We start from the raw sequence: 20844 nt of genomic DNA on the forward strand, positions 1-20844 counted from the left end.
TCAGACTCCCCTTGAATACCTAGAGTTAACAGAGCGTCTTGCTGGACAGATAAACAAACTACCCTTGGAGACCTCGGACAAACCCATACTCACGAATCGTGACCATTGATAGTATCAAAATAAGAAGAAAGAATTACAGCTGCACTCGCTGAATCAACTCGGCTACGCAATTTTTTCCCTCTCTGGCCCGTTTGAGCAAGTTCCCTCGTCGCCGACCTGGTGGTCAAGCGCTCATCAACATAGACAATCTCTATTTTCCCAACGCGAGCTATCTCATTACCAATCTCATGTACCCAGCTCGAAGCGATCCCACTACTTCCATTCAAAGAAACAGGATCGCCGATTACGATCACGCTTGGATCGTAATCCATCAGATGAGACACCAACTTATCAATCTCTAACATAAGATCGCCACTCACCAGGAACGATTCGCTAGGAACAGCTACCCCAATCAAATTGTTGCCAACTGCGACGCCTACACGTCGCTTTCCTAGATCTAACGCTACATACTTAGCCACTTCAAACCTTATAAGTTACAATGAGTTGACTCAAATAGTTGACGATACCAATTCGATCTTATTTACTTGAACAAGGCTCATTGCCAGCTATTTGAGCTTTATATCTAAAGCCAAATATGTTCAACCCCTGCAGAAACAACTAGTTAGATCGACTTCTTAATGATTTGAAGGGCCTCGTCGATCTTTTCATAATTCTTGCCTCCGGTTTGAGCAAAATCTGCATTCCTGCCTACTCCTCCACCCAGAACGTTTGCTGCGCCAGCAACCGCGCTCGAGACGTCGATAGACGAATCCGGGCCTCGCGTCGCAATCAAGGCAACCTTATTTTCATCATAGAGTGAAATTAGAGCTACAAACTTCAACCCCACATGCGACTTCAAGATGGAGGAGATCTCTTTGAGAGCATTTGGATTCTGTCCATCAAGGCGTTCAATAAGGATTCCATCGTCAATCCGAGAGAAAAGGTCCTTTGTAAGTTTTGAAAGTCGCTCTCTTTCGTAGCCTGCGAGAGTCGACGTTAACTCTCTTTCTTTGATCCGCATCTGTTCCAATCTGGACAAAACCTCGGTCTCAGAGGTGCCAAGAACACTTGTAACTTGACCCAGCAAGGCAGCCTTGGCCTTTAGGTAGCTAAGCGCACCAAGACCGGTAAGTGCCTCGATACGACGAGTGTTAGCGCCGATAGAAGTCTCTTGTGTGATCACGAAGAGCCCTATCGCACCCAATTCATCTACGTGAGTTCCTCCGCAAAACTCCATAGACGTTGAACCCGCCCGCACCACGCGGACTGAGTCGCCATACTTATCTCCGAAAAAAGCGATAGCACCCATCTCCATGGCTTCAGATTTAGAGGCTACTTTGGTCTCCACCTTTTCACTAGCCGATATGGCTTCATTGACGAGTTCTTCAACTTTAATGATCTCATCTGGCAAAAGCGGACCCCAGTGAAAGAAATCAAATCGGAGACGATCTGGAGCCACTAAAGAGCCCTGTTGCTTTACATGGTCACCTAGCACCGAACGAAGAGCGCTATGAACAAGGTGAGTAGCTGTATGATTCTTGCGAATTGCATTTCGTCGCGCCCGGTCGACGCTCATAGAAACATTCTGTCCAATTCGAAATTCACCACTTGGGATTCGAACGATATGCCTTGTCAACGATGAGAAGGCGAAATTTGTATCTAAAACTTCACCAACAACTCCCTCGGTCGAGATTACGCCAGTATCACCCACCTGACCACCTTGCTCGCCATAGAAGGAAGTTCGATCTAAAAAGACCTCATAGAGATCGTCTTGACCTTCCGACTTGAAAATCCCAACAATTCGGCCCTGATCACCCAATGTGGAGTAGCCGCTAAAGATAGTGGGGCCAAAGGTCTCGAAAATCTCTCGATAACGGTCGTTGAGCTCGTTATCGCCGCCTTTTTCCTTGCGATCCGCACGAGCACGCGTTCTCTGCTTGTCCATTTCAACTTCAAAACCCGCAGTGTCGACTTCGACCCCTCGATCCATTGCAATCTCTTGAGTCAATTCAATTGGAAAGCCATAGGTGTCGTGAAGGCGAAAAGCCGCCTCCCCAGAGATCGGCAAACCACGTTCAAGTTCAGCATCTAAAAGGTTAGATCCCGCTCTCAACGTCTTGGCGAAGCTCTTTTCTTCTCGGTCGATCACGGATTTTATGAAATCCGCTCCAGTCACCAACTCCGGATAAGCGACTCCCAAGTTATCGATAACTGCATCTAAGAGGGTGATCATTACAGACTCTACGTCTTTTATTCGCCATGCTCGAAGCGCAGCCCGCCTTATGATCCGACGCAGTACATAGCCTCTACCTTCGTTGGAAGGTATCACTCCGTCCGCCACTAAAAATGCCATTGACCTCGCATGGTCCGCCATGATCCGCAATGACACATCGACTTCTGGATCTTGACCATAGGTAGCACCAATCAAGGCCGCGCCTGCAGCCAATATAGGCCAAAGCAAATCAGTCTCATAGACAGAACCCTTACCTTGAATAACCGGAAGAATTCGCTCTAGTCCTGCCCCAGTATCAATACAGGGCTTAGGCAGTAAGTGCAAGGATCCGTCTTCGGCCCTATCGTATTGCATAAAGACCAGGTTCCAGATCTCCAGAAATCGCTCGTCCGATCCAAAAGCGGGGCCGCCGTCGGCACCGTAACTCTCGCCCTTGTCGTAATAGATCTCCGAACATGGCCCGCACGGCCCAGTATCGGCCATTTGCCACCAGTTGTCTTCATCAAGTCGCTGAATTCTCTTGGGATTTACGCCAACTTTATCACGCCAAATGGCTTCCGCCTCATCATCGCTCAAATGAACGGTGACCCAAAGGCGGTTCGGATCTAACCCTAAGACTTCGGTGACAAGTTGCCACGCATAGGGGATTGCTTCGTTCTTGAAATAGTCTCCAAAACTAAAGTTACCCAACATCTCAAAAAAAGTTAAATGCCTGGCGGTTCGGCCGATTTGATCTAGATCGTTGTGCTTGCCACCAGCCCTCATACATTTTTGAATCGAGGTGGCTCGGCTGAAAGCAGGCTGTTCTTCACCGAGGAAATACGGCTTAAAAGGAACCATCCCTGCCACTGTAAATAATACTGTAGGATCGTGAGGAATCAACGAGGCTGACGGTACCAAGGTATGACCGCGCTCTACGAAGAAATCTGTAAAGGCTTTTCTGAGTTCATTTGCTTCCATTTGAATGCATATCTTATCAGCACGCGACATGCCCTTAGTTGGAATAGTCCGATGTTGTTATACAACTCTAAAAATTACTTCCGCGAAAATTTGAGCCAGACCAGACACGACGAGTCGTCGAGTAGATTCATCCAGCGCTAAAGACAGAGGCCGAAAATGCGCCAGAGTTATATTGAAACAGAGCGAGAACTATAGTCAATTATATCAATGGGTCAGAGACAAAAAAACGAACAAAAATCAAAAGACCCAAGTTTGTTTCATTTTACAAGTTTGTTTCATTTTAAATCTAAGATTCACGAACGATCTACCCTTAGGCCACTTCCTCAATCCTCCTCGATCGAGTGCGACACCCTTGTTAGAATTACGCCTGAGCTATTGCAACAAAAATTCATTCGCCTCATAAACCATAAGAACGCCAAAAAGCACCAAAGTATATGGATCTCCAGCGATCATTAGCCCCTTCAGCCATGCAAATCAAAGGGTTGTCAAAGTAATATGGCAAAGAAAAGGTCAAGCGGACTTAGGCTATAATCGCAGATTATTACAGTTAAATGCGGTGTGGCGGCTCTTTGTGGCCAGGCATCGCATCGATAATTTCTGACAGATCTATTTACAATGAAAAGTGGGCATCTCAAAAATGGGACAAGCAGTCGGCCTTAGGAGTCTCTATTGCGGTCAAGTTAGCGCAAGTGAGATAGGCAATTCCGTAACACTATGCGGTTGGGTTCAGCGAATTCGAGACCACGGGGAGCACCTAAGCTTCATCGACCTGCGAGACCATACAGGTATAGTCCAAGTTACAACCGACAGAATTACCGATATCAAGCCCGAGTATGTAATTCGCGTCAGCGGGACCGTAGCGCCTCGTCCAGAAGGTACTGAAAACGAAAACCTCTCAACTGGAACCATCGAGATACGAGACGTAGAGATAGAAGTCCTATCACAGGCGGCGCCTATTCCTTTTGCACTGGACGATAGAGGTGACGTCGAGGAGATTACCCGACTTCGCTTTCGATATCTAGACATTCGACGAGAAAAGATGCAGCGAAATCTTCGAGTTAGAGCCAAGGTAAATAGCGCCATTCGACGGTCACTTGAAGACCAAGGCTTTACCGAAGTTGAGACACCAATGCTTTGGACGCCTACTCCAGAGGGCGCTAGAGAGTTCCTAGTACCTTCACGGCTTCAGCCAGGAAGCTTCTATGTTCTACCCCAGAGCCCGCAGATAGCCAAGCAACTACTTATGGTTGGCGGTTTTGATAGATACTATCAAATAGCAAGATGCATGCGAGACGAAGATCTAAGAGCAGATCGCCAATTTGAATTTACCCAACTCGACCTGGAAGCATCCTTCATAACGCAGGATGAAATCCATGAATTCGTATCATCAACGATGCGAGAGATCGTCAGTCTAACAAGGGGCATAGAGATCGGCGATTTCCCCAAAATGACCTGGCGCGAAGCTATGGACTCATATGGTGTCGATAAACCAGATATGAGATTTGGATCCAAACTCTTTGATCTCACCGATATTCTTGGAAGTTCGGGCATACGCGCCTTTAGCGCTGAATGCGTAAAGGGCATCAAGGCTCCTATCTCAGAGATGCCTAGCAGGTCAAAACTAGACGCCCTAATAGCCAAGGCAAAATCCCTTGGAGCCGGCGGTCTTGCCTACTTCAAGGTGATTCAAGAAGGTGACAACCTAGCCTTCGAATCTCCGCTAGCAAAATTCCTAGACGAAAAACTAACCGCCCAAATCATTGAAAAATTAGATCTTGTCGCCGGCGACCTTGCCCTGATCGTGGCTGACAAATGGGAAAAAGCAGTAGAGGTGCTGGGCGCGATTCGCTTGGAGCTTGGACGAAATGGCCTAAACCACGACGATCTTAAGTTCGTATGGATCGTCGACTTTCCGCTTTTTGAAGGTTTGGACGACAATGGCAGGCCAATCTCGGCTCACCACCCCTTTACAATGCCACATAATGACGACTTTGGCCTGCTGGATTCAGATCCACTATCCACTAGAAGCCAATCCTACGATTTAGTATTAAATGGTTGGGAATTAGGCAGTGGCAGCATAAGAATCCACCGTTCGGAGATCCAATCCAAGATCTTTGAGATCATTGGCATTTCAGAGGAAGAAGCTCATTCCAGATTTGGCTTCCTATTGGAAGCATTCAAATATGGAGCACCGCCACATGGTGGTTTTGCCTTTGGAATCGACAGAATCGCGGCCATAATGGCGGGAGAAGAAAATATTCGAGAGGTGATCGCCTTTCCAAAGACACAATCGGGGCAAGATCCAATGACGAACGCACCTAAACCAGTTTCGCAAAAGATACTCGATACAGTCGGACTGCGAACATTACCTAAGGCGAGTAAACCCGGATCCAATTAGATATCAAATTAAAGTAAGTAGGTTTTAAAGGCGGGATTTTAAATGTCTGAGAACGATGTCGATAGATCACAAGTCCCACTTCCTCAAGCAATCCGCCCACAGTCATTCGATGCTATCGTTGGCCATGAAACACTTCTTGGCCAAGGCGGCCTCATAGGATCATTCCGGACCTCAAATAGGACATTGTCTATAATTTTATATGGGCCCCCCGGAAGTGGAAAGACCACCATCTCCGAGAACCTACTCAGAGAGATCGGCGCCACGGTGCTAGCTCATACCGGCTCGACTCTTTCGATCCAGGAGATCAAACGAGCAATTGATGCCACTAAAGCAGCCCGTGGATCCCTTTTTGGTGGTCGTGTGGTCTTATTTGTCGACGAAATACACAGACTATCCAAAGTTCAACAAGACGCTCTCTTGGAACCTCTAGAGCGTGGCAAATTGGAGATAATTGGAGCTACTACCGAAAATCCTTCATTTAGCCTTAGCTCCGCGTTGCTTTCGAGAATGCTTACCATAGCATTGGCTCCCCTGACCAAGAAAGAGGTGGCAGAGGTAATTCGACGCTCAAACAAGTCCATTCAAAATCCGCTTGTTGAGGAGATCGTCCTAGCACTTGCCGACTCCTGCCACGGTGATCTACGCTCCGCTTTGACTTTTGCCGAGATATTAGGAACTTTCCAAGGCGCCAAGCAGCTAGAAAAATTCGAGGAACTCAAAGATGAAGTATTCAACTTCCGACGAGGACTCTCAAACGACAGCCACTTTGAACTAGCGAGTGCACTCATAAAATCGATGCGATCTGGCCAAAAAAATGATGCGATACAATACCTTGCGCAAAGTTTAGACCTAGGCGAAGACCCTCGTTTCATAGCACGAAGGATCGTGATCTTCGCATCGGAAGATATTGGAAACGCAGATCCAATGGCGATAGTGCTTGCCACATCGACACTCAATGCCGTCGAACGCATTGGTATGCCAGAAGCTCGAATAATCCTTTCTCAGGCGGTAATTTACATGGCAGACGCCCCCAAATCTAGAGCTGTCTACGATGCCATAGATAGTGCAATCTCAAATATCGCCAATCTTGGATCGACCCCCAGTCACCTCAGAGGAATATCAGGACAAATTGAAGAGCGATTAACCCAACGAGGCTCCTTCTATCGAGAGTAGCTCTTTTGATACGAATCGAGCCGATTGTCGCGTCCTGTAGTCCGATACTCTAGAAATAAATATCACCCAATACCAAGGTAGTTCTGAAGATATTAATACCATCTATGATCCGAACTTCCTTTTTAAGATCGCAATTCATCAATGTAGCTTCGATTGAAAATGGGATTTGCTCTACCCTAATCATATGAAAATAAAAAACTCACAAAGCACCCTTATCTAAAACTCAACTTTGTACCAGAGTCTTGCAATCCGGGCATCAAATTCTATTGTATAGCCATTGAAATGGGGATTCTCCGCAAGAAGCTGACCTAATCGCGCCTAGCTGAACCAACAAAGGGATTCATCCCCAAGCTCACCGAAGGTGAATCCAGGACTTTGCTGACCAAATCTGAAGACTCCCTGAAGAGGCAAATTCAAGAATTAACTAACCCGGTCGATCAATTCCTATATAAGGATTGGGTCAGCTCATTCATGAAATATAAGGAGAGAATCATGAGCATTTCGGCAATAGCGGCAGCCCCTGTAATGGCTGGGGGCGGCGCTTCAAAATCAGCATCAGCAACTTCGAAGGCTCCAGATGGTGACGGAGACAAAGGAGTTGAACCAGCAAAAGGAGGAGCCACCGCCACAACTGGAGGTTCACCACTTTCCCAGCTAAAGTCAGGAGCACCAGTTTACGGATAACTAAATAGTTCTAAACAAAACCTAAAGCGCCAGGCAAGATTCACAACGAAAAATGCCCCAAAGGCAATTCCTAGACAAACTCTCATCTTTTGCTCTTTGGAACTCTTTGGGGCACTTTTAGCTCTTAGACGTAAATAAGAACCAATGCTCAACTGCTATCTTCGACGGCATCGAAGAAAACCTTAAAAACAAAATTGGAAAAACCCAGTTGGCTCCCCAGCGAATCTTAAACCACCTCATTCAAGAGTCGTGCTTAATTCCCAAAGAGCTAAATCTAAAGAGATATAGCGACAAGACAAAAGTCTCTTCTCTCAAAAACCTCCAAGAGAATCCCGGCTCCAAGGTCAGCTACCCAACCCTCCAAGAGGTAAAAGCTACCATCAATTTCTCTTTAGCAAAGAGGGACTAAAGTTGTCGATGAACCAAACGAGTAGCCACCTTATTCTAATAAGCATTCAAATAAGCGGTTTGACTATTGCAATTGGCCAAATTCATTCACTTTGTAACGACCACTGCCGGGCTCGAATCGACCATATTTGATTTGCATAATGAACCAGCTCACTCCAGAGTGCATGCAAGACGAACAAGATGAACCAGGGAGATAAGCTGCTTTGGAGGATCGACCCCTATTTGACTAAAGATTATCTCCAGAGCGTACCGATTTTAGAAATCACATCTGGGAAATTTATCTACCTCTATGAGCCATCCCGAGATGGCCCACAGCCAGACCAAACACACAAGTTGAAAGAGCGCGGATTGAAACATGTCGACAGTAGAGTCATATGCTTTTCGTGCAGTTGGGTTTAGAAAACCATTAACCGACCACGTCAAATTAAAAGACCAGCGCAAGGGCGCCCGAATGGGCTAAGTTCCTATTTATTGTACGTCGAATTCCAAAGTATCTGGTAGCCAATGGCCATAGAGGTGTCTAGGATCTCGAATGAAACCCTAAGTCGTCTGGTTGATATAAAGAAGTTCAGCCTGTCTACCCTACCTGAAGAAAACCAAAGGATAAGCATGGAAAGTCAATTGGAAGATGCGGTTGAAGTTCGCGACTTGAAGAAGAACTTTGGTAGCGTCTTGGCCCTATCTGGAGTTAGTTTTGCAGTCAGAAGAGGAACAGTACTCGGACTTCTAGGTCCCAATGGTGCAGGGAAAACCACGGCGATAAAGATCCTTACCACGCTTTTGAGACCAGATGGTGGTTCAGTATTTATTGAAGGTTGCGACGTACTAGCTAACCCAGCAAAGGCAAGAAGGCTAATTGGATTAGCAGGACAGAGTGCGGCGATCCAAGAGGAGCTAACCGGACGAGAAAATCTCGAAATCATGGGGCGACTTTATCATCTCAATAAAAAGACCTCACAGGCCAGAGCTAGCGAACTCCTTAATCGATTTGACCTCATTGAAGCCGGAGATCGCCCTGCTAAGACGTATTCAGGTGGCATGCAAAGGCGCCTCGACTTAGCGGCAAGTCTTGTTGGACGTCCCGCAGTACTCTTTTTGGACGAGCCCACGACAGGCCTTGATCCAAGAGCTCGAAACGGGATGTGGAGCGTAATTAAAGAGCTGGTGGAAGAAGGAACCACGCTCGTACTTACGACGCAATACCTAGAGGAGGCCGACATCCTAGCGGACAAGATAGTCGTAATCGACCAAGGAAGAGTTATTGCCGCTGGAACGGCGAACGAGCTAAAAGCCCAAGTCGGTGGTGATGTCATAGAATTTACTGTCACCGACCCAAGCCGAATCGAAGAGGCACAGCGTGCCGTCTCTGATCTATCATCGAAGGAACCAGTTGTGAACTACGATTCAGCAAGGGTAACTGTCGGAATTGGCGCCCTTGGAACAAATGGGCTGGCCAAAGCGGTCCTAAACCTCGACTCCGCTGGTGTAAACATTGAAAAACTCTCACTGCATCGCCCTTCGCTCGATGATGTCTTTCTCTCTATCACTGGCCATTACAGCACCGCTGTCGATGAAAACCTCCAGAAAAGTCAAAACCGCAGGGCAAAAAGAACAACTTCTAAAGCTCGAGAGGGAACAACCAGTGAATAATCGTCCGGTATTGGATCGACCAACGGAAATCAATGTCTCTTTACTTGAGGAACTTAGGTATGGCATCAGCGATGCCCTTATTATCGCTAAACGAGATCTTTTGGTTTGGCTTCGGGTTCCAGCGTTCATATTTTTCGCTATAGTCCAACCCGTAATGTTCGTCTTACTGTTTCGTTATGTCTTTGGTGGGGCAATCTCGGTCAACGTGCCAGGCGGCTACGTTGACTACTTGATGCCTGGGATAATCGCTCAATCTGCAGCATTTGCTTCATTCGGAACTGCAATTGGCCTTGCTCGTGAAATCCAACTCGGAGTGATCGACCGATTTCGCTCGATGCCTATGGCTAGGTCAGCGGTCCTACTTGGAAGGCTAACAGCCGATTCAATTCGACTCTTAGTGACGGTTGTAGTAATTCTACTAGTTGGATATGCCGTAGGTTTTAGATTTCACAATGGTGTCGCTGCTGGCATAGCAATGCTGGGCTTGGGCGTCGCCTTTGGCATTGCTATCTGCTGCGTATCGGCCTTTTGCGGATTGGCACTAAAAAACGAAGAGACGGTTCAGTCCTTTGGGCTGGCATGGTTATTTCCATTGACATTTGTCTCGTCCGCATTCGTCCCAGTAAGTTCAATGCCCAGTTGGCTTCAAGTATTCGCAAAAAACCAACCGGTCACAATCATCATCAACGAGATGAGATCCTTGGCTCTGGGCGGACCGCTCTTTTCAGGTGGAATCAAAAGCGTAATATGGTTAATCGTCATTATTGCAATATTTATCCCCTTGGCGATTCGCTCCTATAGGCGCATTTAGTACCTAGGTCTCAATTTCAACCAACTCCCCTGGCGCCTAGCCCTACTTTCGGCAACCACCCCATGAAAGCCCAGTTCATGACCATATTGGTGTCTGGATTTGGGCACTACAGTTGAGCAATCACCTTCTTGGTTCGAGCTAGGGTATCTACTACTCCAAGAATAGAGTAGATCTCTTGTTACTGGCCATTGAGAACTGCAAGTTGGTGGACACGAAGAATGCATACAAGTGGCCATCGCTTTTGAATGTTTTACCACAGCTCGCGTTAAGCTAAAGCCCTCCTTTTTGGCCATTACGAGTAGATATTTCATACGGTTCTGCAATGGGCATTTCTTGGAGGGGAGAAACCATACAACTCGTTGGGCGCTCTAGCCGAATTCGCACCTTACAGGCCTCGGAGAGCTATGTAGAGTCGATCAGATGAAAGTTGTCGATGGCAGTTTGATTTTTAGCTAGGGTTGACATTTCGATGTGAGGGAATTGGAAAAAGATCTCTTTATTATTCCTCTTTAATTGGTAGAAATGATACTTGAGAGCATTGCGGCCACAGTTGGTGAAGCCGATCGTTTGGCAATTGCCCGGGTACTCAATCAGACGACTGCTAAACCTGCCATGTTCGCTTCACTCTACCGAGCGTTCAACCCATCCTGACGCAGTATCGATCGGTGCGCCTCCATTGGTGGGACGTCTGGTTATGGCTTTGAGAGAGGCAGGTATAGCAATTGGCGAACCCACATGTGTGGGATGTGGACGAACAAATCACAAGGCGACCTCGTCGCAGGAAGGCGGGGTGTGTGGTAATTATCGGCGTCGACAGCTGGCTACAACGTGTGTTTCGTGTGGGAAGATAAAGATCGTCCACAAACCTAATCAGCACGAACGGAACATTGCTCATCACCACTAGCAATGCTCCACAACTCAATAGCCCCAATGGCGGCGCTAAAGAGCTAGAAGTCTATCCAACCAAACAGGAGGCAGCTATTTGCGAACTCCACTGGCCCGCTACGCGACGATAGCGCGACGATTCTGTTATACATCTTCGATCTCCTAAGCCAAAAGCAATGAGAGATCGTCAATTAGTTGTCTGAATTGGCAGAGTTAAGTGTGGTCATTTGATTTAGTTGCCGACTTATCGTCGGCAACTAAATCAAATGACCACCACGGGTAAGTCGATCCACGGGAAACCTAAATTAACTAAATTTTGGCGGCACCAAGGTGCCAGAAAACCATTAATCTGGAACTGAGCAAATGTGCCAACTATTCTGACACTCACCGCTACCCAAAAAGATATCTACTCAATTCTTGGGATAGTAGACACCTCAGGTCGAACCAAGACGGTGATTGCTCAACTGTAGTGCCCAAATCTTGACACCAATATGGTCATAACCTGGGCTTTCACGGGGCGGTGCCCGAAACTAGAGCTAGGGCGGTCCTGCTAGCAAAGATACCAAAAGTCTTCGTCCACCCAAGCGGGCGCTACTATATAATCAACTCGACCACAGATAAAGGGCTCATTCATCGCTATCGATCAATGGCTGAGCTCAAATTCCTGGGGCTAACTCGAATTAATCTTCTCGATCAATCAGGGGTGGTCATACTAGATTTAACCACCCAAAACCCAAAGAGACAGATCTCTCGAAGCCCACATCCAAATAGCTAAAACCCCACTTCACAAAGGTACCTATTGGAACAGATAACTAAAAGTGATATCGCCGGATTGAACTCAAATCGCTCAATTCAGCCCGTGTTGGCCTCTGCCCCTGGGTAAACGTGCCGACAAATGGACGCTCACAGCAAAAAGTATTCGAGTATCCATGCAACAATAGCTACGATCATTCCCACTCCCTTACAGAAACCGATTGCGCTCCCATTGGTTCAAATCGGAGTTATCGCCCAAGGCGGTATTATGTAGAAACAGGAGAGATCTTTTGACGTTAATTGCCGCAACTACCATGATCGCATCGATAGCTGCAGCGGTGGCTGCTATCTTTTCATACCTAGCAATTCGACGAACTCGCCGCTTGGAGCGCTATCTAGAGCTTTCAATCAAATCGCTCCGAGATGAGACTCTGCCATTGATTAGAGATGCTGCCAGTAACATCTCAAGATCCGAAGACGAACTTGAAAAGCTCGAATCACTAATTGATTCCACCGCTATCGCTACCGAAATGATGCACAAGACCTCCCGAGCTGCCTTCTCGGCCTTGACCTCACCTATCGTCAAAGTTCGATCCCTCCAAGCCGGGTCACGCGCTGCGGCTTCAGTACTTCGAACAAAAAAAGAAAGAAAATAGCCCGTGCCAAAAAGAACACTCTGGTTTGGGGTTGGCGCAACCATCGGTGCTTGCGGATCCCTATGGACGAAGTACAAAATCGAAAAACGAATTGCCGGTTCGACGCCACTGCAGATAACTATCGCCACACTCAAGTCATCTCGCTCGACACTTGCCACATTAAACGAAGCTGTAAAGACTGGATCCAGAGAGATGAAAAAGGAGTCAAGTCGTCTTAGGAGTGAATTTGGGCTAACAACTCCTCTCGAAGGACCCCGGATGAAACGTTAGCTAAATTCCATAGCCAAAGATATCTCATTCTTGAAGCCAAATACTTACTTGGGATCCTTTTTCGCCTCATAAAATAACTTGGCTGGTGTGACCCCTTCGATGGGAACCAGATTAGCAAGTGCGGCTATATTCTGTACTTTATTTGCTTCAAGGTCCACTCGCTTAGACTGCTTATATCCATTTTCAACCAAGCGTTGGCGCAAGGAAAGGTCGGACAAGACCATATTCCAAGCAGTTGCCATCGCGATCGGATCATTGTCGCTCACCAAAACAGTTCCATCTCCAACCGATTCTGGGATAGCAGTCGTACCTATTGCGACACTTGGTAAACCAAAACGCATTGACTCTATGAAAGGAAAGCCAAAGCCTTCATGACGAGAAGCAGATACAAGAAGTTGCGAAGTCTCGAATAGTCCCGCCAGTTCGGTTTCGTTCAACGAAGAACGAAACTCGACATATTCCGAGATACTCAATTCAACAACTAAAGATTGAAGATACTTTCTGTAATCTTCTATAACGGTCGAACCAACGAAGGTCAATTTAGCTTTTGGCTCGAAAGTGGCGTTGTAGATCGCCAACGCCCGAAGAAGATCTTCCTGCGCTTTGTTCGGGACTATTCGACCCACACAAAGCAACTTGGCAAGAGTCCCTGACTCAGATTTGAACCTACTCCCAGGGTTCCTTGGAAGCTCCCTAATCAGTGGAGGCGAAAGCACTATCTTTGAATAGTCCGCGTTGATGAGGTCTCTTGCATTGAACGGCGAGATGGCAAGCGCTAGTTCAACGTGGCGGCTGAGCGTCTCCAACTGCCTGCGCCCCCAAGCCATAGCAGAAGATATTCCAGGCTCCCAGGCTACGAATTGAGAACGAGGAGTTATATTATGAAATTGAATCATCAAAGGCTCAGAACGAGCAACTAAGTGACGGACAAGGTTAGACCCAGTGGCAGCCTGATATAACAGGTATCGACTTTGAGAATGGGGCAGATATTTAAATTGGCGAAACGGCTTAGCTTCGCTCTTCATTTCGGCCTTAATATCGTCGGCATAGATTGTCGAGCGCAATCCGTGAGCATTTATTGCATCGCGCAATGAAATCACATGGGTCGCCATCGCATCATTAGGCGCTAAAGACGGCATAAATATCGGGACTTCGATTTGTGATCGTAGATTAAAAAACATTTGAACTTTCGTGCCTTTAATTCCTTGTCTACCAGCCTATCGGAGTGCTTTGATATCAAATACCGCCAAGATAAACAAGATAATATCGATCGACCGCAAATGACTATCGACCGCATTCAAAACGACTAGCACCTTAGCTTCGAATCGATCAAAGGCGCAGGGCTTGAGCCTTTATTGGTAATCTCAAGCGATCCTGCAAGCCGATCCAAACCAAAGGATAATAAAACTCGAGCTTCTCTTTGACAAATTCAAAGTAAAATCATTCTATGTCTAGGTCAAAGAGTACCGACTTGGAGTAAAGGGGACTGTAGAAGCGGTCATCTTCCATAAGACAATCCCACCTGGCAAGCATATAGGCCCTTTCGCTTGCATTTCGGCGAATTTTCTTGGGGTCCAATCCGTCTAGACCTCGAGTCTTTGACTCGTGATGTATCAAGACAGCTCCCACTTCGACCATTACCCGCAATCCAACGTCCCGAACCTTCATGCACAAGTCAACATCGTTATAAGATACCCCCAAATGAATCTCATCCATCCCTCCAACTTGCATCCAAAGTGACCTGGAAATCAAAAGAGCAGCGCCGGTGACCGCGCTTACCTCGTGTGTAGCCACACACTGAGAGATGGACACAAAATCCCTAACGCCCTCACCTTGAGCACTTAGAGCTTCGCCAATGCCTAAATAGATTCCGCAGTGCTGAAGGGTACGATCTGGATATAGCAGTCTTGCTCCAACCACCCCTACATCCTCACGTAGAGCCAACCCCACCATCTTTGTCAACCACTCCCCTTCTAATACCTCGGTATCATCATTGAGCAGACAAACCAACTCGCCATCACACTGCGACAGAGCAAAGTTTTGAATCTTAGCAAAGTTGAAGGGGCCATCAAAGCTCACGACTCTAACGGAATCCTCCGTGGAGACAGAGTCCAAATAGTCAATCATCCTTGGATCCAAGGAACCATTATCGACTATCAGGATCTCAAAATTTTCATAAATCGTCTTAGACCTAAGACTATCGATGCAGTTGGGCAAAACATCAATTCCATCGCGAGTTGGAATTATTATTGAAACCTTTGGCTCATTCAGAGGCGGCTCATATGTGATCTCGAAAATCGAGATTTCCCCCTTGGCCTCTAAAGGGCCAGTGGCATTCTCGATCTTCTTTTCTTTGAGCACGACATTGGGAAAGATCTCTTGAAGATGTCTTTCAACCAATTCGAACCGGGCTGGAATTTTGGGATTGCTCTCGAAGCTTGCGTCGAAATTCAGGTAGTCGAGGTAGTGAAAACCAACTACTGGTACATGCACAATTGACGAGCAATTATCACTTCGAATCAAGAAAAGACATGCGCGATCTATTGCACCTTGTGATAACGACTCCGCTAGCGACATCTCCAATGTGCCGAGTAGCACACCAGAGACGAATGTGCCTCGACCAATATAGTTACTGGCATACCAAAGATCAGGGTCGAAAAACGCCTTTAAGTGAGGTGAATGATGGATCCCGTTTCGTGCTACAAGGTCGTGATCGAAATAAACGACCTTTGGAGAGAAGCCCTTTTTGATCTCGGCGTCAAGAACAGTTAGTAAGTCCAAACCAAGTAAAGTTCCCCCTTCTAAAAAACACCAGAAACGCTCCGAGTGGTGGCCCGCATCTGGCATGGGGGTCTCATCGATCAGCGTACTTAGATCCTTATTGGCCATCACCCGAAAGTCCACCAATACGACGGTACCGCCAAAGCCATAGAGGGAACTCATTATGGCGATCTGCCGCTTCCATGTGTTATAGTCTCCTTCTTTGAAGACCACCACAATCGCAAGGTTGCTAACACGCTGACTAAAGATCGAGGAAAGCGTCAGTAGCACTTCATCGGATGTACAAGCTCGACCATCGAGCACAAGGCCAACTGGAGTGGCTCCAGAGCCATCATCGCGACTCGATACAGTCTCGCTCAACCCTGCCATATTCGAACCCTGTTCGACCGCTATCAAATCACCTTGGTGCACCAACAGCCATCTTTGGTATCTATCAAAGTCGCTGGCCACCGCCTTAATCCTCTCCAAACCTCCACTTGGTTCGCCCTTACGAATCCGCCTAAAAACACTTCTGCAAGCTACTTCTAAAGCGCCTCTCAACCCTTTTTCAGAGGGCGATCTCAATCCATTCGAAAAGCCGCGCCAATAGTCTTTATCTTGAGCAATGATTAGAGCTCGGTTGACAAAACTTTGGCGCTTGGAGATAGCTGTGAACAATACCTTGGGAGGATAGCATAGCAAAAAGGAATCTGTAAAATTGATTGAAATCTCGAATCCAGCTTCTACATAAGCCGTGGTCCTAAAGGTTGTCTCTTGAACCTTCGTCATTTCGAGCACCTTGGAGGAAACGAACGAATCCGGTTTGCCAATGACCACAAATGGCCGAGCTGAACCTAGGTATTGACCCAAAACCTCTACTTCAACCCGAAACCATCCCGGTAAAGACTGCATACCCAACACGACAAAAAGTGTGTTAGTAAGCGCCACTTTGTTCTTAGGATCAAGACCTTGGTATGCGACCTGGGGAACCTTAGTAAATATAGACATCAAAAACCTACGACCATCAAGTGAAAAGTCCTCGCTTCTTACCTTTTCGAGCTGAGAAAAGCCTAGCCAAAGTTATCGAGCCTATCCCGAATGTTTCAAGATCAAACCTCACATCGCTTGACTAGTCCCAAAGATGGAGCGAAAATTAGAAAGAAAAATTAGCTGTCTGTACAGCTGAGACCTTACGATTGTCTCAATCTCATACAGGACCGCGTTAAATGAAACAATCAGATATGGGCCCGATGCTCTGCGAGGGATCGCCCGAATCGTCTAGTTCAGATTGCCCCCTAAATCGCCTTCACCATGACCGCCTTCAACCACTCGATAAGCGTCATACACACTATCTAGCTTTCTTAACGCTGACAACACAGAGTCCAAATGACTGGGATCTGCTAATTCAAATTCGAAACGCATCCTTGATATTCGATCCACACCGGCCTGAGTTGAGGATGAGAGAATATTCAAATGATGCTCCGACAGAACCCTCGCAACGTCTGCAAGAAGTCGCGAACGATCAAGTGCCCTGATTTCAATCTGGGCGCTAAATACGGAATTAGATATGTCACTATCCCATTCAACTTCAATAAGACGTTCTCGCGAGGATGCCGCCAAAGCGGCAGCATTTGAACAATTAGTCCTATGAACAGATACGCCACGACCTCTGGTTACAAAGCCGATTATGTCATCACCAGGAACAGGGCTACAACATCGCGAAAAGCGAATAACAACGTCATCCAACCCCTCGACGTAGACGCCTGGAGTTCGACGACGCTTGCTCTGTCGCCTAGAGGGATTAACCGTAGTTGGAAGTTGAATCTCAGATTCTTCGGGCGCCATCTCCCGGACAACGCGTTGAGCTAAACCCTTAGCCGAAGCATGACCTTCCCCAACCGAGACGTAGAGGGCTTCCACATCGCTAAAACCTAAGGAGACTGCCAACTTCCCAAGGGTATCCGATGCCGCCATCTTCTGTACTGGCAACCCTTCCTTGCGCAAGGCTTTAATTAATTCATCCCGTCCGCTCTCAAGTGCATCTTCGCGACGCTCACGAGAAAACCAATGGCGAATCTTGCTTCGAGCCCTAGGGGTGACGACGATAGATTGCCAATCCCTAGATGGCCCAGCACTCTCCACCTTCGAGGTGAATATCTCTACCGTATCTCCCGACTTCAACACTGAGTCCAAGGGAACTAGGCGACCATTGACCTTGGCTCCAATGCACCTATGACCTACCTCGGTATGAATCGTATAGGCAAAGTCGATCGGCGTCGCTTTGGCTGGCAAGGAGACGACTTTACCCTTAGGGGTAAAGACATAGACCTCATCAAGCTCCAGATCAAGCTTCAAATTCTCCAAAAATTCAATAGGATCAGGAGTATCTTTTTGCCAATCTAATATCCGCCCCAGCCATGCCATCTCTGAATTCGACGAACCCTCCTTATATCCCCAGTGGGCGGCGATTCCAAATTCTGCACGTTGATGCATCTCAAATGTACGCACCTGAACCTCGAGCGGATTTCCACCCGGAGCTACAACCGTCGTGTGAAGCGATTGATAGAGATTGAATTTAGGGGTATTTATATAGTCCTTGAATCGGCCCGGAATTGGATTCCATAAGGAATGCACCACACCCAAGGAAGCCCAGCAATCCTTCTCGGTCTCACAGATGATTCGAATGCCGATGATATCGTAGATTTCGTTGAATTCCTTGGTCTTTACGACCATCTTTTCATAGATCGACCAAAAGTGTTTAGGTCTCCCCTTCACATCAGCTACGACACCTGCATCCAAAAGTCGATCTTTGAGGTTCTTGAGCAAGAGACCAATGGATTGCTCTCGCTCTGGAGTCCTCAATTGAACCATCTGTTCAATTTCGGCGTAACGTCGAGGTTGAAGAACCGCAAATGCAAGGTCTTCAAGTTGCCAACGAATCTCTTGGATTCCGAGGCGGTGCGCCAAGGGTGCATAGATATCGATGGTCTCTTGAGCGATCCGACGCTGCTTCCATTCAGGCAACACTGCCAAAGTGCGCATATTGTGCAAGCGATCGGCAAGCTTGATTATTAGAACTCTTGGATCTTTAGCCATTGCAATTATCATCTTGCGAACAGTGGCAGCCTGTTGTGCTTCTTTAGAGTCAAAACTAAGGCGATCCAACTTTGTAACACCATCGACTATGGCTGCTACTTCAGGAGAAAATCGTGTCGAGATCTGATCTAGCTCGATTGAAGTGTCCTCTACCGTATCGTGTAGAAGGGCCGCTACAATCGTTACCTCATCAACGCCTAAATCTGTTACGATTTGACTTACAGCAATAGGGTGGGTTACGTAGGGTTCGCCGGATCTACGAAACTGCCCTTCGTGCGCCCGTATGGCGCTCGCAAAAGCACTTTCAATAAATCCGCTAGGTGCTTCAGGTCGACGAGCACGAAAGGACCTGAGCAGCTTATCCAAAAGAACTGTTTCAAACTCAGCTGAAATTCCAGGTACCATATATACAAAATACACGTGATAGTCGATTATTATTACCCAAGATGAGTCAACTTAGTTACAATTGCGCCAAACTAATCCGAATTTACCACAATCAGTGTCATGTAGCCCAACTACTCAACGTTTTTTGTTTCTACGGCTCTTCAACTCTCGAGTTCCGGGCTCCACCAACTTGGGTCGACCTGTAGGTCTGCCTGAGTTCGTCTGCGAACTTTGTGTCAAGTCTGCTCCGTCGTCGATCTTGACTTCGTCCATATCAAGCACTTCATCAGAGTCACTTTCGGGGACATCAGTCTCTAGTTCATCAAAATCTGAGTAGTCCACCACGCTATAGGTAACCGAACTAGAGTCGCCTACCAAAGCCGACAACTCCTCGTCACCCTTGTTCGATCCAGTCTTAGGAGCGACATTTGACTTTTTCGTTTCTCCTGATTTGGATGACCCTGAATTCACAGGAGTAGCGACAAATTCTGAAATATCTGAAGTACTTTTCGCCCCTTTGATCGCCTTTCTCGAAGGTGCATTCCCCTTTGAGCCGGTAGTCTTTGTCACCTTAGGTCCAGAGGTGGAGCCTTTAACAGCCGGCACCGCCTTTGTAACTTCATTTCTCTGTGCTCGTGCCTCTTTGGATTCAAGACGCTGGGCAAGATTCATATATCTGGGCTCTCTCTCCTTCAGGGAAGCCAAAATAGGCGACGCGATAAAGAGTGAAGAGTAAGCCCCAGTGGTCAAGCCTATAAACAAAGCCAAGCCAAATTGCTGTAAAGTGGTCGCGCCCAGCAACTCTGCCCCAATCAGCAGTACCGATAGGATCGGTATGATCGCTACGATCGAGGTATTCATGGACCGCATAAGAACCTGATTCATCGAAAGGTCGACGGCATCTGAATATGTCATTCGCCCTGGATTAACAAGCTCTTTCACATTCTCCTGGACGCGGTCAAAAACGACTATGGTGTCATATAGTGAATATCCAAGAATCGTCAAAACAGCAATCACCGTAGCTGGGGTTACCTCAAAACCCACAATCGAATAGATTCCAACCGTCACTAAAAGGTCATGCACAACGGCGATCAGCGCAGCGATGGCCATTTTGAATTCAAATCGGATAGCTATATAGAGGGTGATCGCGATAAAAAATCCAATAAGCGCTCTTAATGCTTTGGAGGTTATCGATCCACCCCACGTGGGACCAACGTCCGTCAAGGAAACTTTCGAGGTTGGGACATTAGCGGCCTTGGCCAGCACTGACGTTACTTGGTTTTCCAATTGGTTCTTCTTAGCCAAGCTATAGATCGAGAGATCTGCTTGGACTTGGATGCTCGTATTCGAACCCGATCCTAACGATACAATGACCGGTTGCTTTAGCGCCAAGGACGAAAGGACTGCCTTAGCTTTTGATACCGTCAAAGTCGTATTGGTGATCTCCCAAGAGGTGCCACCTTTGAACTCAATACCAAAGTTCAAACCACGCACAGCTAGCGAACCAATTCCGATCAAGATCACTAGGCTTGAGATTATATACCAACGCCTACGATTGCGCACAAAACTCAACTTGGTATGACCGTTATAAAGCTTGGACCACACCGACTCGTTTGAGATAGAGTCATCCTCTTGCGATTGGTTTGAGACCATTTCCTTTGCTTTGCTCACTTTAATCCTTCAA

13 protein-coding genes are annotated in these 20844 nt (G+C 47.1%); 7 read left to right on the forward strand and 6 right to left on the reverse strand.

The window, feature by feature from the left end:
• Window positions 1-89: 89 nt before the first annotated feature.
• Window positions 90-518, reverse strand: a complete 429-nt coding sequence (gene ruvX, locus ACIDITHRIX25_RS96070) for a Holliday junction resolvase RuvX (protein ID WP_052604151.1) — start codon at window positions 516-518, stop codon at window positions 90-92.
• A gap of 143 nt (window positions 519-661) precedes the next feature.
• Window positions 662-3232, reverse strand: a complete 2571-nt coding sequence (alaS, locus tag ACIDITHRIX25_RS96075) for an alanine--tRNA ligase (protein WP_201733256.1) — start codon at window positions 3230-3232, stop codon at window positions 662-664.
• Between the two features lie 637 nt (window positions 3233-3869).
• On the opposite strand from alaS, the gene aspS reads away from it, so the two are divergent.
• The 7 genes from aspS to ACIDITHRIX25_RS96110 all read left to right on the forward strand — a co-directional run bounded on the left by aspS (window position 3870) and on the right by ACIDITHRIX25_RS96110 (window position 12920).
• Window positions 3870-5630, forward strand: coding sequence for an aspartate--tRNA ligase (aspS, locus tag ACIDITHRIX25_RS96080; RefSeq protein WP_201733257.1), 1761 nt, complete (start codon window positions 3870-3872; stop codon window positions 5628-5630).
• 42 nt (window positions 5631-5672) lie between these two features.
• The gene (locus ACIDITHRIX25_RS96085; RefSeq protein ID WP_201733258.1) at window positions 5673-6803 is read left to right on the forward strand and encodes an AAA family ATPase; all 1131 of its coding nucleotides are present in this window, start codon (window positions 5673-5675) and stop codon (window positions 6801-6803) included.
• Between the two features lie 492 nt (window positions 6804-7295).
• Complete coding sequence (locus tag ACIDITHRIX25_RS96090; RefSeq protein WP_052604147.1) at window positions 7296-7487, forward strand: hypothetical protein; 192 nt, start codon at window positions 7296-7298, stop codon at window positions 7485-7487.
• A 1029-nt stretch (window positions 7488-8516) separates the two neighbouring features.
• A complete protein-coding gene (locus ACIDITHRIX25_RS96095) occupies window positions 8517-9545 on the forward strand; it encodes an ATP-binding cassette domain-containing protein (RefSeq protein WP_502756220.1) in 1029 nt (342 codons plus the stop codon).
• Complete coding sequence (locus ACIDITHRIX25_RS96100) at window positions 9538-10356, forward strand: ABC transporter permease (protein WP_201733260.1); 819 nt, start codon at window positions 9538-9540, stop codon at window positions 10354-10356. The genes ACIDITHRIX25_RS96095 and ACIDITHRIX25_RS96100 overlap by 8 nt, the downstream gene beginning before the upstream one ends.
• 1928 nt (window positions 10357-12284) lie before the next feature.
• Window positions 12285-12650, forward strand: coding sequence for a hypothetical protein (locus ACIDITHRIX25_RS96105; protein WP_052605916.1), 366 nt, complete (start codon window positions 12285-12287; stop codon window positions 12648-12650).
• 3 nt (window positions 12651-12653) lie between these two features.
• The gene (locus tag ACIDITHRIX25_RS96110) at window positions 12654-12920 is read left to right on the forward strand and encodes a hypothetical protein (RefSeq protein ID WP_052605915.1); all 267 of its coding nucleotides are present in this window, start codon (window positions 12654-12656) and stop codon (window positions 12918-12920) included.
• A gap of 44 nt (window positions 12921-12964) precedes the next feature.
• Here ACIDITHRIX25_RS96110 and ACIDITHRIX25_RS96115 read toward each other — a convergent pair whose 3' ends face one another.
• The 4 genes from ACIDITHRIX25_RS96115 to secF all read right to left on the reverse strand — a co-directional run bounded on the left by ACIDITHRIX25_RS96115 (window position 12965) and on the right by secF (window position 20831).
• Window positions 12965-14101 carry a glycosyltransferase family 4 protein gene (locus ACIDITHRIX25_RS96115; protein WP_052605914.1) on the reverse strand — a complete coding sequence of 379 codons (1137 nt, stop codon included), beginning with the start codon at window positions 14099-14101 and terminating at the stop codon, window positions 12965-12967.
• 259 nt (window positions 14102-14360) lie between these two features.
• Window positions 14361-16688 (reverse strand): glycosyltransferase family 2 protein, encoded by a 2328-nt coding sequence (locus tag ACIDITHRIX25_RS96120; RefSeq protein WP_201733261.1) that lies wholly within the window; start codon window positions 16686-16688, stop codon window positions 14361-14363.
• Between the two features lie 270 nt (window positions 16689-16958).
• Window positions 16959-19196, reverse strand: a complete 2238-nt coding sequence (locus tag ACIDITHRIX25_RS96125) for a RelA/SpoT family protein (RefSeq protein WP_235347771.1) — start codon at window positions 19194-19196, stop codon at window positions 16959-16961.
• Between the two features lie 99 nt (window positions 19197-19295).
• Window positions 19296-20831, reverse strand: a complete 1536-nt coding sequence (secF, locus tag ACIDITHRIX25_RS96130; RefSeq protein WP_201733262.1) for a protein translocase subunit SecF — start codon at window positions 20829-20831, stop codon at window positions 19296-19298.
• Window positions 20832-20844: the final 13 nt, after the last annotated feature.

The sequence above is a fragment of the Acidithrix sp. C25 genome (assembly GCF_904848545.2).